Genomic DNA, 14,148 nt, shown 5'->3' on the forward strand with positions numbered 1-14,148 from the left:
TTCGCCCGCGCAGCGCCCGGCGGGGCCGCGCCACACCTCATCGCCGGCGAGCGCCTGCGCCGACTCGCGTAATCCCGCCACCAGCTCGGGCAGGCTCGAGCTACCACGCCCGAACACCGCCGCAACCGGCTCCAGCAATGCGCGCGCCTCCGCCCACCATGGGAGCACCGCGCGGCGCAGTTCCTGCTCGCGCTCGGGACCGCCCTCCAGATGCGCGGTGATCCCGTCGAGTCCCGGCGCCGGACGAGGCCCACGCAGCGCGCGGTCGAGGCGTCGCACGCCCTCCAGCCAGCGACCACGCTGCTCGCCGCTCCTGACCAGCGGGTGCTTGAGCAGCGTCAGCAGCGCCATCGGCGCGAAATCCTGCGCCGCCGCCTCGACGATCGCGGTCAGCAGCGTGCCCGGCGGCAGGATCGACAGCGCGCGCCCGGCGCTGTCATCGATCGGAATATTCCAGCGCGCGCAATGCGCCGCCACGCGCCGTGCGAGCAAACGGTCCGGGGTGACGAGCGCGGCGGTCTGCCCTGGCTGCTCGATCCACTCGCGCATCGCGAGCGCGATCGCCTGCGCTTCCTCGGCCGGGGTGGCGAGCTCGGCCGCCTCGACCCCGGTCAGCCGCCGCTCGGATGCGTCCAGTCCGGTCCACTTGCCGGTGAAGTCGGCGGGGGTCAGCGCGTTGGCGATCGCGCGACCGCGGACCGCGCTCGCATCATGGTCGCTGCCGCCGACCCACGTCCTGACCTCGCCACGCCCGACACCCATGCGGTCGAGGATCAGCTTCAGGTGAAATTGCGGGTGCACCTCGATCGAGCGGCGGCGCAGCCCGGTAACGGGATCGGGGTCATGCGGACCGAGCGCGTCCCATTCCTCCTGCGGCATCCGCGTGTCGAGGTTGGCGAAGGCGACCATCCCCTGCGGCAATCCCGCCACCACGCGCAGCAGCCGCGCGATCGCGGGCGCGGGATCGGTAATCCCGATCGCGCAGACGAACCCACCCGGCGGTGTCGCCCGCCAGCGTGTCGCCTGCGCGTCGAGCAGCGCGATGCGGCGCACGCCCGCCTCGATCCGCCCGAGCCGGTCGCGCTCGGCAGGCCAGCGATCGAGCACGATGCGGAACAGCGCCAGCGCGTTCTGCCAATGCTCGGTCAGCCCCTCGCCCGGATCGATCTCCGCCAGCCGTTCGGGCGCGACCTCCTCGACGATCAGCTGGTCGAGCGTGCGCGCGAGGTCGCCCGCCAACCGGACCGCCTCCGCCGCGTCGATCGGCTGCCCGACACGTGCACGCTCCTCCTCGACCATGCGGGCGAGCACCATGCGTCGCTGGAGCGGATCGATCGCGGGCGGCAGCAACGGGGTGACACCGGCAGGATCGAGCGCGGCCCCCAGCGCCTCACCCAGATCGTCGCCCGCCAGGCTGACGATCCGCGGCAGCAGCAGCGCGCCTCCGCTCGCGCGCACGAACGCGCGTGTGATCGCGACGCCCGCGCGGTTGTTGGGCACCAGCACCGTTCCGCGCGCCAGCGCCAGCCGGTCGCCACCGAACCGGCGCAGCAGCCCCGCGACAGCCGCGTCGGCGATCGCGCGGTGCGCCGGTATGGTGTAGAGGTTGAGGCCGCGTCTCTCAGCCATCAGGCCTCAGCCATCCGCCAGGATCGCCTCGGTCCGCGCGATCGCGCCCGGCGTGCCGACGTCGAACCACAATCCCTGATGCACCACGCCGAACGCGCGCCCCGCCCCGATCGCGCGGTCCCAGAACAGGTTGGTCGAGAACGGCCCCTCCGGCCAATCGGCGATGACCCGCGGCGACAGGATCTGCACGCCGGTGTAGACGAACGGAGCGACCCGGCCCGGACGTCGCCGCCCGGTGATCCTGCCCGCTGCATCGAGGTGGAAGTCGCCCTGCCCGCGATGATTGTGCGCACGCGCATACGGCACCAGCAGCAACAGCGCGTCCATCGCCGCGTCATCCCAATGCGACGCAAGCAAGCGGATCGCATCGGTAGGTCCGTCGAGCCACAGATTGTCGCTGTTAACGACCAGGAACGGTGCATCGCCCAGCGCCTCGCGCGCCTTGACCAGCCCACCCCCGGTCTCGAGCAATTGCGCGCGCTCATCCGACACGATCACGTCGAGCCCGCGGACGCGGTGCGTCACGTGCGCCTCCAGCGCGTCGGCCAGATAATGGACGTTGACCACCGCGCGCTCGACCCCCGCATCGCGCAGCCGGTCGAACACATGGTCGATCAACGGCTTGCCCGCCACCGCGATCAGCGGCTTGGGACGCAGCGCGGTCAACGGGCGCATCCGTTTGCCCAGTCCCGCCGCCATCACCATCGCGGTCTTCGGCACGCCCGCGTTCGGCACCGGGCGGATGTAGCGCGGCCGCGTCACGCCTCGCCGCCCCGGACCAGCATCGGATCGCCTCGCAACTCAGCAGGTATGTTGGCGTCGAACCAGCGCGCGACCGGAGCGAGCACCGGATGGCTCAGGTCACGCTCCAGATAGGCCCAGACGCGCGGACACAGAGCGGCATAACGCGGCTTGCCGTCGCGCCGCCACAACCGCGTGAAGATGCCGATGATCTTCGAATTCCGCTGCGCGCCGAGCACGTGGTAGGCGTCGAGGAACGCAGCTCCCGCGCCGTTCGCCGCGGTGTAGCGCGCCAGCATCGCTTCCTCGATCGACGGCTCGACGTCGCGCCGCGCGTCCTGCAACAGCGAGACAAGATCATAGGCGGGATGCCCGGCAAGCGCGTCCTGGAAATCGAGCAGGCCGAGCGAGCGCTCGGGACCGACCAGCATCAGATTCTCGGCATGATAATCGCGCAGCACCGTGACCGGCGTGTCGGATAACGCATGGTGCAGCACCTCGTCCCACGCCGCGCGGTAGCCATCGGCGTCGACACTCAGCCCGACCGCCGGGCAATACCATTCGATCAGCAGCCCTACCTCGCGCTGCAACTCCGCCCGGTCGTACACGCGCCACGCGCCCGCCGGGTGGCGGTGCAGCGCGATCAGCACGTCGATCGCGGCGGAGTAAAGCGGCACCAGCGTGTCCGGATTGGCGTCGGCGGTTTCGCGCATCCGCTCGTCGCCGAAATCCTCGATCAGCAACAGACCCTGATCGAGGTCGATCGCGTGCAGCTTTGGCGCGGCAAACCCGCGCGCGTGCAGCCACTCGGCGACCGCGATGAACGGGCGCGGATCCTCGTGCGGCGGCGGCGCGTCCATCAACACCGCACGGCGTTCGCCCGCATGGACGCGGAAGTAGCGGCGGAACGACGCATCGCCCGCCAGCGGCTCGATCCGCGCGCCGCCCCAGCCGGCCTTGTCGAGGAACGCGTCGGCGTTCGCGGGAGGAATCATGTCGGTCGCCATCGCCGTTCCCATGCCGCCGACCCGTCCCAAGTCAAGCAACGCCCGCCCGCCGGTGCGGCTGCGAAGGTGAGACACAGCGGATCGCGCCAGTAGCTGCGCGGCACCTGCTCGGGCCATTCGACCAGCAGCGCCGAATCGTACAGCGCGTCGGCAAGTCCCAGCTCCTCCAGCTCGCCCGCATCCTCGATCCGGTACAGATCGGCGTGGAGTACCGGCAGCCGCGTCTCGGGCGGGGCGTAAGGCTGCACGATCGCGAACGTCGGGCTCGGCGCCTCGCCTTCCAGCCCGAGCGCCGACAGCACGCCGCGCGCGAAACTCGTCTTCCCCATGCCGAGCCCGCCCGACAGCAGCACCACATCGCCCGCGCGCAACACAGGGGCGAGGCTGCGCCCCAGCGCCTCGGTCGCGGCCGCGTCGGGAAGGAACACCGCTCCGGTCATCGCCGCGGCAGCTCGACCGTGACGAGCGAACCCTGTCCCGGCTCGCTCACCAGCGACACACTGCCGCCATGCGCCTCGACGAACTGCTTGGCGAGCGGGAGACCGAGCCCCAGCGCACGTTCCTGCCCCGGCGTGATGCCGGGTTGTGCGAAGCGATCGAACGCGCGCGCGGCCTCCGCCACGGTCATGCCCGCGCCGTCGTCGGACACCACGATCCGCGCCCGCTTCGAATCGCCGTCGACGTGGAGCAGCACGCGTCCGCCGGCGCGCGTTGCGCCGACCGCGTGGCGCAGCAGGTGCTCCACCGCCTCGCGGATGCGGCGGCGATCGACATGAACGCGTCCGGCGGTGCGCTGCACCTCGACGACGAACTCGATCCGATGGCGCCTGGCTGAGGCGGTCAGCGCATCGGCGGCGGCGCGCACCACCGCGCCGAGCTCGACATCCTCGCGCTCCAGCGTGGTACTGTCCGCCTGCGTCAGGTCGAGCACGTCGTCGATCAGCACGCCCAACCGCTCGACCGAATCGAGGATCGCATCGACATACGCGATCGCCTCACCCGACAGATTGCCCGCATAACCGCCGTGCAGCATCTCCGCGAAGCCGCTGATCGAGGTCAGCGGCGTGCGCAATTCGTAGCTCATGTTGGCGACGAAGGCGGTCTTGACCCGGTCGGCCGCTTCCAGCGCCTCGTTGCGGTCGCGCAGCGCCTGCTCGATCCGGCGACTGTCGGAGATGTCGAGCATTGTCACCAGCGCGTTGCCGTCGGGCAGCGGCACCGCGGCGAACTCGAAATGCCGCCCGTCGGCAAGCGCGACACGCCCGCCGCGCTGCTTGCGCTCGATCGTGGCGTAGCGGACCAGCTCGGGTACCAGCGCCGATCGCGCTTGGTTGGCGAGCTGCGGCGCCAATCGCTCGGCGATGGCGTCGACGCGCGGGTGCCCGGCGAGGAATTCCTCCTCGAAATTCCACAATGCGCGAAAACGGTTGTTCCACAGCTGCAACCGGCCATCGGCGGCGAACACGCCCAGCGCCTCGAACAGATTGTCGAACGTCGCGGTGCGCACGCGCAGCAACGTGTCGCGCGCGCTGGCGAGCTGCACCTGCTCGGTGCGGTCCTCGAAAATCAGCAGCAGCCCGCCATCGGGCAATGGTTGGGCCACGACGCGCAGGTGCGTGCCGCCGGGCAGATGCCAGTTCTCCTCGGCCGCCCCGTCGGTGGCCAAGAACCAGCCGCGCCGCTCCGCCTTCCAACCGGGAAAGTCGCGCACCTCGGGCACGCGCCCCGCCTCGCGCATCCGCTCCAGCACGCGGTCGAACTCGGGTCGATCGGACAGCCACTCGCGCCGCATCGCGAACATGCGGCGGAACGGCTGGTTGCAGAAGATGAGACTTCGGTCGCGCCCGAACTGCACCACGCCCGCCGACAGCCGGTCGAGCATCGCGCGCTGCGCCTCGGCGAAGCGCTTCTCGCGCGCATTGGCCTGTTCCAGTTCCTCGATGTCGATCGCGAAGCCCGCGACACCGCCGACCGCAAGCGGCACGTCGTGGAGCCTGAACGCGCGACGCGCGCCGCCGATTGTCGCGGGCAGCACACGCTCTTGCGGCTGGCCGGTGTCGCGCGCCGCGATCGCCCCGGCGCGCGGGCCGCCCTGCCCCGACCCTTCGATCAGTTCCAGCCCGCGCGCGATCACGCTCGCCGGATCGAGCGCCTCGACCGCGGAGACATAGGCCGCGTTGACCATCGCGAGCTGCAATCCGGTGTCGCGGTACCACATCGGCAGCGGTGCCGCTTCGATCATCCCGCTGAGCGCAGCGAACGCCTCGTTCAGCTCGGCCGCCTCGGTGCGCAATCCCGCGAGCTGCTCCTCGCTGGCGCTGACATCGCTGAACCACAGCATCGTGTCGTCGCCGCGTCGTTCACCCGTTACCCGGAGCGCGCGTGCATCGTCGCGGGTGCGGACGATGCGGTCGAAGCTGCGCGCGGCGCGGCGCGTCGCCTCCACGTCGCGCTGCAACGCCGTCGCGTCGGCGGGTGCCAGCCCCCAGCCGCTCGCGGCAAGCTCGGCAATAGAGCCGGCACTACCCGCCAGCCCGAGCCACTCGGCCAACCTGACCGGCAGGTCGAGCGCGCCACCGGACGCGATCACCAACAATTGCGCAGGCGCTTCGGCCAATCGACGCGTCAGCCGTTCACGGTCGGCAATCGCGTCCGCCGCCTTGCTCCGCAGCGTCAGACCGCGATAGAGCATCCAGCACGAGCCCGCGAGGACAAGCGCGAGCAGGACGCCCGCGAGGATCAGCACGCCCTCGCTCACCACTGCCGCACCGTTCGCCTCGCCCGCATGGACGGTTCCTATCGCCCCGGCCGGACGAGCGGAAGCGCAGCGACGAAAAAGACCGGCTGGTTACCCAAACAAAAAGGGCGGAGCCGAAGCCCCGCCCTTTCACGCAGATGCAACGGGGTTGCAGCCGATCAGTAGCGATAATGATCCGGCTTGAACGGGCCTTCGACCGGCACGCCGATGTAGCCGGCCTGCTTCGCCGTCAGCTTCGACAGCTGGACGCCCAGCTTCTCGAGGTGGAGCGCCGCGACCTTCTCGTCGAGGTGCTTGGGCAGAACGTAGACCTCGTTCTTGTAGTTCTCACCCTTGGTCCACAGCTCGATCTGCGCCAGCGTCTGGTTGGTGAACGATGCCGACATGACGAACGACGGGTGGCCGGTCGCGCAGCCCAGGTTCACCAGGCGGCCCTTCGCCAGGATGATGATCTGCTTGCCATCCGGGAACTTCACTAGGTCGGTGCCGGGCTTCACCTCGGTCCAGGCGTAATTGTCGAGCGCGGCGATCTGGATCTCGCTGTCGAAGTGGCCGATGTTGCACACGATCGACATCGGTTTCATCGCCTTCATGTGATCGGCGGTGATGACGTCGGCGTTGCCGGTCGCGGTGCAGAAGATGTCGGCGCGCTTGACCGCCTCGTCCATCGTCACGACCTCGAACCCTTCCATCGCTGCCTGCAACGCGCAGATCGGATCGATCTCGGTCACCAGCACGCGCGCGCCGCCGTTGCGCAAGCTCTGCGCCGAACCCTTGCCGACGTCGCCGAAGCCTGCAACGCACGCGACCTTGCCCGCCAGCATCACGTCGGTCGCACGGCGGATCGCGTCGACCAGCGATTCCTTGCAGCCGTACAGATTGTCGAACTTCGACTTGGTGACCGAGTCGTTGACGTTGATCGCGGGGAACGGCAGCTCGCCCTTCTTCGCGATCTCATACAGGCGGTGGACGCCCGTCGTCGTCTCTTCCGACACGCCCTTCAGGTTCTTGACCGTCTCGGTCAGATAGCCCGGCTTCTTGGCGATGAACGCCTTCAGCGCGCGCTGGAACTCGACTTCCTCGGCGTTCTCGGGTTCGCCGAAGCTTTCGCCGCGCTCGAGCTTCGCGCCCCACAAGGCGAACATCGTCGCATCGCCGCCGTCGTCGAGGATGATGTTGGCGGTCTGACCCTTGCCGTCATCCCAGTCGAAGATGTTGCCGACATAATCCCAGTAATCGGCCAGGCTCTCGCCCTTGATCGCGAACACCGGGATACCCGCCGCCGCAATCGCCGCGGCGGCGTGGTCCTGTGTCGAGAAGATGTTGCACGTCGCCCAGCGCACATCGGCACCGAGTGCGGTCAGCGTCTCGATCAGCACCGCAGTCTGGATTGTCATGTGGAGCGACCCGGTGATCCGCGCTCCCTTGAGCGGCTTCGACGCACCGAACTCCTCGCGCAGCGCCATCAGGCCCGGCATCTCGGTTTCCGCGATCTCGATCTCCTTGCGACCGAAATCGGCGAGGCCGATGTCTGCGATGACGTAATCGTTGTTGTCCAAAACGGGGGCGGTAGCCACGGCGTTTCTCCAGTCGTGTGAGGCCGCCCAAGGTGAACACACGCACCGGACGACATGCGCGGCCATGTAGCGGCCCGCGCACGAAGGAGCAAATATAAAGATATCTTTATATGTCGAGTAGGTCGGCGAGCCTGTGGCTAAGCCGACCTACTCGACCGGCCGGCGGCGCCAAAGCGCCGACCGACGACGCGGGGATTAACTCCCCGCGTCATCCCGCCGTTACAAAGCTAAGCCCGCCCCGCCTCGAACCCCAGCATGCGCGGATCGACCCCCGCAACGCGGAACCCGCGACCCCAGCGCTCCTCCGCCGGCGTCCCGAACAGCATCGCATCGTCGTCGGCGACGTTGAGCCAGCCGTGCCGCGTCAGCTCCTCGTCCAATTGCCCCGCGCCCCAGCCGGCATAGCCGAGCGCCACGATCCACCTCGACGGCCCCGTACCACCCGCGATCGCGCGCAGTACGTCGAGCGTGCTCGACAGCGACCAGCGCCCGGCGACCGACAGCGTGTCCTGCCCGCCCCAGTCGGTCGAATGAAGCACGAAGCCGCGCCGCGCCTCTACGGGTCCACCGAAATGCACCGGCGCATCGGGTGCGACGCCGGGTGCGATCTCCAACTGCTCCAGCACGTCGTGCAGCCCGAGCCCGCTGATCGTCGCGCCGACGCCGATGCCCAGCGCGCCCTCCTCGTCGTGGTTGCACATCGCGATCACCGAACGCTCGAACCGCGGATCGCCGATCCCCGGCATGGCGAGCAGGAACTGGCCGGTCAGGTAGCGCGTCTCTTCCATTCCGCACAATCTAGGGCCGACAGCGGGCAAGCGCCAAGGCTTGTATTAGTCGGTGGCGCTTGCGACAGCACGGGCGATCCAACCCACAGGAGCATATCGGACATGACGATCAGCGTCGGCGAGCAACTGCCGCAGGTGAAGCTCACCAAAGTCACCACGGACGGCCCCGAGCCGATCGACACTGGTGATTATTTCAAGGGTCGCCGCGTCGCGTTGTTCGCGGTGCCGGGCGCGTTCACCCCGACCTGCTCGGCCAAGCACTTGCCCGGCTTCGTCGAGAAGGACAGTGCGTTGAAAGCGAAGGGTATCGATGAGATCGCCTGCACCTCGGTCAACGACGCCTTCGTAATGGGCGCGTGGGGCAAGTCGGCGGACGCGGGCGGCGTCACGATGCTGGCCGACGGCAACGGCGACTTCGCCGAAGCGCTGGGGCTGACGATGGACGGCAGCAAGTTCGGCATGGGCACGCGCAGCCAGCGCTATTCGATGGTCGTCAACGACGGCGTGGTCGAGCAGCTGAATATCGAGGGCCCGGGCGAATTCAGCGTCAGCTCGGCCGATCACCTGCTCGGTCAGCTGTAACGACAGGCGCGGGCGGCGTCAGCGCGTCGCCCGCTTTCATCCGCACGCGGACTTGAAAGCGCAACACACCGGGCATAATCGCTGGTGATGACTGCTGCCGACATCGTCCACGAACTGAACCGCCTCTACACCGCCTCGGTCGACCGGCTGAAGACCGCCGTCGCCGCCTATATCGCCGATCGGACCGAGCCCGATCCGGCGTGGCGCAAGGACGGGTCGTTCGCCTACCCAGAGATCCGCATCCGCTTCAACGGCGCACCGTCGCGCACCGCCCCGCCGCGCTCGTTCGGGCGGCTCGTCACGCCGGGCGAGTACCGCATCAGCGTGACCAAGCCCGACCTGTTCCACGATTATCTGGTCGAGCAATTGACCTTCCTGATCGAGGATTACGAGGTCGAGGTCGATGCGGTCGCGGGCAAGCAGGAAATCCCCTTCCCCTACGTGCTCGACGCCGGCAGCGCGCTGAGCCTCGACCAGGTCTCGGCCGCCGAGCTGGCGCGCTGGTTCCCGACCACCGAGCTCGCCTATATCGGCGACGAGATCGCGGACGGCCTATGGGCATCGTTCGACGGCACGCGCCCGCTGGCGCTGTTCGACGGGCTGCGCACCGATTTCAGCCTCGCGCGACTGCGCCACTATACCGGCACCCCGCCCGAGCACGTCCAGCGCTACGTGCTGTTCACCAACTACCACCGCTACGTCGACGAATTCGTCCGCTGGGCCGCGGCGCAAGTCGGCGGTGAGTCGCGCTTCACCGCGCTTTCGGGTCCGGGCGGCGTCATGTTCCGCGCCGGCGACGACCCCGCGATGCTAGACGACAGCGCGTGGCGGCGGTTGCAGATGCCGGCCTATCATTTGATGGCGGACGACCGCACCGGCATCACGCTCGTCAACATCGGCGTCGGCCCGTCGAACGCCAAGACGATCTGCGACCATCTCGCCGTCATGCGGCCCGAGGCGTGGCTGATGATCGGCCATTGCGGCGGCCTGCGCCCGTCGCAACGTATCGGCGACTACGTTCTGGCGCATGCCTATCTTCGTGACGACCACGTGCTCGACGACATGCTGCCGCCCGAAATCCCCGTCCCCGCGATCGCCGAGGTGCAGCAGGCGCTCGCGCGCGCGGCGGAGACGATCTCGGGCCAGTCGGGCGAGGAACTGAAGCGTCGCCTGCGCACCGGCACGATCGTCACCACCGACGATCGAAACTGGGAGCTTCGCTACGCCCGCTCCGCGCTGCGCTTCTCGCTCAGCCGTGCGGTCGCGATCGACATGGAATCGGCCACGATCGCGGCCCAAGGCTATCGCTTCCGCGTCCCCTATGGCACCTTGCTGTGCGTGTCCGACAAGCCCTTGCACGGCGAGCTCAAGCTGCCGGGCCAGGCCAATCGCTTCTACGAACGCGCGATCAGCGAGCATATGCGGATCGGCATCGAGACCTGCGAGGAACTGCGCCGCGAGGGCGACCGCCTCCACAGCCGCAAGCTGCGCGCGTTCAACGAGCCCCCGTTCCGATAAGGGCCTCTCAGTGACGGCAGTCCGTTGAGCGCCGTCGCCCGGCGGGAAACCATCGCACGGCCATGCGTTACGCACCCGGAATCATTTTTCGCAGGGAGCTGACCATGGCCGACGAGAGCGACACCCCGACCCCGCCGGCAAGCGGCTCGCCAGCAACGACGCCGCGCCGTCGCGCGCCGCGCAAGACCGCCGCGACGACCACCGCAAAGCCGAAAGCGCCAGCAAAGACCGCCGCTGCCGATACGCCGGCCAAGCCCGCGAAGGCGCCACCCAAGCCTCGCTCCAGCAAGCGCACCTCGCCGAAAACCACACCGCGCACCCGTGTCAGCAGCGCCGCGCATGACGTGAGCGATGCAGTGACGCAAGCGGAGGAACGCGCCGCCAAGGTCGCGAAGACCGCCGCGCGTCGCACCCGCACCACCGCGAAGAAGGCCGGTGCCGCGACCGGCAAGGCGACAGGCAAGGCCACGGCCAAGGTCGGCGGTAAATGGGGCGCGGCCGCGATCGCGGGCGGCGTGGCAGCGGTCGGCGCGGCTGCGACCGCTGCAATCCTGTCGCTGCGCAGCTCGTCTTCCCGCGCGACGAAAGACAAGCCGGCATCTGCCAGCGCGAAGCACGAGGGTGCCAAGCCCACCGCCACCGCGCACCAGCCCGACGGCGCCGACGCGTCGAAGTCGTTCGAAGCCGGCATTGCCGATGAGAACACGATCCCGGACGGCGGCACACCGAAGGAATGATTCTGACGGGCGGGCGGAGCCGTCAGCCCCGCCCGTTCTTCGGCATTCGACGCGCCGTCGCCGTGTTCATGTCGGAATCTTCGTTGTGCGGTCAGCGCGCGAGAAAGTCCGCGATCGCCTGCCCCAGTTCGGCCTTGGTCACTGCGCTCATGTGATTGCCCGGCACTTCGACATAGCGCCCGCCGGGCAGCGCCTCCGCCAAATCCTGCGCCGACCCGTTGTCATCATCCTCGTCGCCCGCAGCGACGAGAACTTGCTGCGTGATCGTCTCGAGCGCAGCGCGCGGCGTGTCGACGAACGTGTCGAGCACGCGCAGCAACGCTTGCGGATCGCCCTTGGTCGTCTTGAGAAACGCCTCGGTCAGCCACTCGCGGCTACCGCGCTCGAACGTGCCCAGATTGGTCAGCACGTTGCGGAAGTACCCGCCTCGCCCCGCCGTCGCGACGATCCCCGCCAGCCCCATGCCCGACAGCACCACGCGCTTGGGCGTCGCGCCATTCACCAGCATGCGGACGGTTGTGCGCGCGCCGAGCGAGTAGCCGCCCAGATCATAGTCGGTCAGCCTCAGGTGCTCGACCAGCGCCAACCCATCGCGCATCAGCGCATCCGCCGGGTAGCTCGCCGGATCGTGCGGCTTTGCGCTGTCGCCGTGTCCGCGCAGGTCGGGCATGATGACGCGGAAGCCCTTGGCCGCTACCGCCGCCGCGTGGCCGTAACGCAGCCAGTTGGTCTTCGCGTCGGAGAAATAGCCATGGATCAGCACCACTGGCCGCCCCTCGCCCAGCTCACGCCACGCGATCCGCGTGCCATCGAAACTGTCGAAGAATTGCGGCTCGATCTCATTACCCGTCACGCGCTTGCTCCCACTTGGCGACGAGCGGCTGGTATTCGTCGCTGCGCAGCCGTGGCAAGTCGGCGGTGTCGAGCCAAGGCTCAAGGTGGCTCTCCCAGCCGAAGTGCGACGTCGGCCGAAAGCGCGCCGGATCGTCGAAGCTGCCCAGCGTCAGGTCGATCTTCGCGGGCCTCCCGTCGAATGGCTGCTCGACATATTCGAACGTGAGTGGGGTTCCGCATGCCGAACAGAAGCCGCGCCATGCGATCGGCGAAGAGGCGTATCGATCGGGCTCGCACGTCCACGTGACCGCGTCGCGCAGCACCTGCTTGAATGCCGCCGCAACACCGCCGGTCGCGCGCTGGCACATGCGGCAGTGGCACAGATAGGCGTCGTTGCCCTCGACTTCGGCCACGTAGCGGACGCGACCGCACTGGCACCCGCCCGCCATCCGCTCGCTCACCCGCACCTCCTCCTATTATAGCTGGTCAGCCCGGATAGACGCTCGTCGTCGTCGTCACTACGCGCCACACGCCGCCGGTTCGTCGCTCCCACACGTTCAGCCCGGTGCCGGGCAGATGCACCTCGATCATCGCGCGATCACCTTTCACCAGCGGCCCGCGCAGGTCGAAGCACGACGCCGCCGTGCCGATCGGAACGCCGCCCAGCGTTGCGCCCTTGACGCCGCCGCCACCGTGGAACGTACCGGACGCGTAGAGGTCGGCGTAGCCCGGTGGCGCGGGTGGATCGATCCGCCGCGACCTTGCCGCGGACTGCCAGGTTCCGATCACGCGATCGACACACAGCGCCTGCCCCGGCGCGGTGCGCGCAACCTCCTCCATCGCCACACCCGCTATGTCGGCAATCTCGTTGCGCGGGTTCGGCTGGCACGCGGACAGGGGAGCGAGCGCGAACAGCACCACCGCCGCGACCACGCGCCGCATCTACGTCAGTCCGCCTTCTTCAGATGCCGCCGCCCCAGCAACTCGGCGATTTGTACCGCGTTCAGCGCCGCACCCTTGCGCAGGTTGTCGCTGACGCACCACAACGACAGGCCGTTCTCGACCGTCGGGTCCTCGCGCACGCGGCTGACATAGGTGGCATCGTCGCCCGCCGCCTCGATCGGGGTGATGTACCCTTCGTCCTCGCGCTTATCGATCAGCATGATGCCCGGCGCCTCGCGAAGGATGCGCTGCGCGTCCTCGGCCGAGATCTCGTCCTCGAACTCGATGTTGATCGCCTCCGAATGGCCGACGAACACCGGCACGCGGACGCAGGTCGCGGCGACCTTGATCTTCGCGCCCAGGATCTTCTTGGTCTCGACGACCATCTTCCATTCTTCCTTGGTCGACCCGTCGTCGAGGAAGCTGTCGATGTGCGGAATGACGTTGAACGCGATCTGCTTGGTGAACTTCTTCGGCTCGGCCGGATCGCCGACGAAGATGTTGCGGCTCTGCTCGAACAGCTCGTCCATGCCCGCCTTGCCCGCGCCCGACACCGATTGGTAGGTCGCGACCACGACGCGCTTGATCGTCGCGGCGTCGTGCAGCGGCTTCAGCGCGACGACCATCTGCGCGGTGGAGCAATTCGGGTTGGCGATGATGTTCTTGGCGCGATATCCGTCGATCGCATCGGCGTTCACCTCCGGCACGATCAGCGGCACGTCGGGGTCCATGCGGTAGAGCGACGAATTGTCGATTACGGTGCACCCCGCCGCCGCGAACTTGGGCGCATAAACCTTGGTCGCGTCCGATCCGATCGCGAACAGCGCCATGTCCCAGCCGGCGGGATCGAAATGCTCGATATTCTGTATCTTGAGCATACGACCGGTATCACCATACTCGATCTGGTCGCCCTGGCTGCGCGACGACGCCAGCACCGCGATCTCGTCGGCGGGAAACTGCCGCTCGGCCAGGATGTTGACCATTTCGCGCCCGACATTCCCGGTCGCGCCCGCGACCACCACCCGGTAACCCATC

The 14,148-nt window shown here is 68.5% G+C and carries 13 protein-coding genes and 1 pseudogene; 3 read left to right on the top strand and 11 right to left on the bottom strand.

Going from position 1 to position 14,148, the window contains the following annotated elements:
* The 7 genes and pseudogenes from SMN802W_RS0108610 to SMN802W_RS0108640 form a co-directional block, all read right to left on the bottom strand.
* A pseudogene (locus SMN802W_RS0108610) lies at positions 1-1,629 on the bottom strand (double-strand break repair protein AddB); the annotation flags it as partial.
* A 6-nt stretch (positions 1,630-1,635) separates the two neighbouring features.
* On the bottom strand, positions 1,636-2,334 hold the full coding sequence (locus tag SMN802W_RS0108615; RefSeq protein ID WP_083925701.1) for a nucleotidyltransferase family protein: 699 nt from the start codon (positions 2,332-2,334) through the stop codon (positions 1,636-1,638).
* Positions 2,335-2,387: 53 nt separating this feature from the next.
* Positions 2,388-3,377: a phosphotransferase gene (locus SMN802W_RS0108620; protein ID WP_019516500.1), complete on the bottom strand. Its 990-nt coding sequence runs from the start codon at positions 3,375-3,377 to the stop codon at positions 2,388-2,390.
* The gene (gene tsaE / locus SMN802W_RS0108625; RefSeq protein ID WP_019516501.1) at positions 3,362-3,817 is read right to left on the bottom strand and encodes a tRNA (adenosine(37)-N6)-threonylcarbamoyltransferase complex ATPase subunit type 1 TsaE; all 456 of its coding nucleotides are present in this window, start codon (positions 3,815-3,817) and stop codon (positions 3,362-3,364) included. Before tsaE ends, SMN802W_RS0108620 begins: the two co-directional genes overlap by 16 nt.
* Positions 3,814-6,069 carry a sensor histidine kinase gene (locus SMN802W_RS0108630; protein WP_083925703.1) on the bottom strand — a complete coding sequence of 752 codons (2,256 nt, stop codon included), beginning with the start codon at positions 6,067-6,069 and terminating at the stop codon, positions 3,814-3,816. Before SMN802W_RS0108630 ends, tsaE begins: the two co-directional genes overlap by 4 nt.
* A gap of 224 nt (positions 6,070-6,293) precedes the next feature.
* On the bottom strand, positions 6,294-7,712 hold the full coding sequence (gene ahcY / locus SMN802W_RS0108635) for an adenosylhomocysteinase (RefSeq protein ID WP_019516503.1): 1,419 nt from the start codon (positions 7,710-7,712) through the stop codon (positions 6,294-6,296).
* A 227-nt stretch (positions 7,713-7,939) separates the two neighbouring features.
* Positions 7,940-8,500, bottom strand: a complete 561-nt coding sequence (locus SMN802W_RS0108640; protein WP_019516504.1) for a YqgE/AlgH family protein — start codon at positions 8,498-8,500, stop codon at positions 7,940-7,942.
* A 102-nt stretch (positions 8,501-8,602) separates the two neighbouring features.
* Between SMN802W_RS0108640 and SMN802W_RS0108645 the strand changes: the two genes are divergently transcribed.
* The 3 genes from SMN802W_RS0108645 to SMN802W_RS17930 all read left to right on the top strand — a co-directional run bounded on the left by SMN802W_RS0108645 (position 8,603) and on the right by SMN802W_RS17930 (position 11,337).
* Complete coding sequence (locus tag SMN802W_RS0108645) at positions 8,603-9,082, top strand: peroxiredoxin (RefSeq protein WP_019516505.1); 480 nt, start codon at positions 8,603-8,605, stop codon at positions 9,080-9,082.
* 87 nt (positions 9,083-9,169) lie between these two features.
* Positions 9,170-10,600, top strand: coding sequence for an AMP nucleosidase (locus SMN802W_RS0108650; RefSeq protein ID WP_019516506.1), 1,431 nt, complete (start codon positions 9,170-9,172; stop codon positions 10,598-10,600).
* Positions 10,601-10,704: 104 nt separating this feature from the next.
* Positions 10,705-11,337 carry a hypothetical protein gene (locus tag SMN802W_RS17930; RefSeq protein ID WP_026325921.1) on the top strand — a complete coding sequence of 211 codons (633 nt, stop codon included), beginning with the start codon at positions 10,705-10,707 and terminating at the stop codon, positions 11,335-11,337.
* 91 nt (positions 11,338-11,428) lie between these two features.
* On the opposite strand, the gene SMN802W_RS0108660 is transcribed toward SMN802W_RS17930, so the two are convergent.
* From SMN802W_RS0108660 to SMN802W_RS0108675, 4 genes are read right to left on the bottom strand one after another with little or no spacing between them, the layout of a single operon-like run.
* On the bottom strand, positions 11,429-12,190 hold the full coding sequence (locus tag SMN802W_RS0108660; RefSeq protein ID WP_019516509.1) for an alpha/beta fold hydrolase: 762 nt from the start codon (positions 12,188-12,190) through the stop codon (positions 11,429-11,431).
* Positions 12,180-12,632, bottom strand: coding sequence for a GFA family protein (locus SMN802W_RS0108665; RefSeq protein WP_026325922.1), 453 nt, complete (start codon positions 12,630-12,632; stop codon positions 12,180-12,182). Before SMN802W_RS0108665 ends, SMN802W_RS0108660 begins: the two co-directional genes overlap by 11 nt.
* Positions 12,633-12,657: 25 nt before the next feature.
* On the bottom strand, positions 12,658-13,113 hold the full coding sequence (locus tag SMN802W_RS0108670; protein WP_019516511.1) for a hypothetical protein: 456 nt from the start codon (positions 13,111-13,113) through the stop codon (positions 12,658-12,660).
* A 5-nt stretch (positions 13,114-13,118) separates the two neighbouring features.
* The gene (locus SMN802W_RS0108675) at positions 13,119-14,147 is read right to left on the bottom strand and encodes an aspartate-semialdehyde dehydrogenase (protein WP_026325923.1); all 1,029 of its coding nucleotides are present in this window, start codon (positions 14,145-14,147) and stop codon (positions 13,119-13,121) included.
* Between the last annotated feature and the right edge of the window lies 1 nt (position 14,148).

This window comes from Sphingomonas sp. Mn802worker (assembly GCF_000382485.1).
Classification (GTDB): domain Bacteria; phylum Pseudomonadota; class Alphaproteobacteria; order Sphingomonadales; family Sphingomonadaceae; genus Sphingomonas.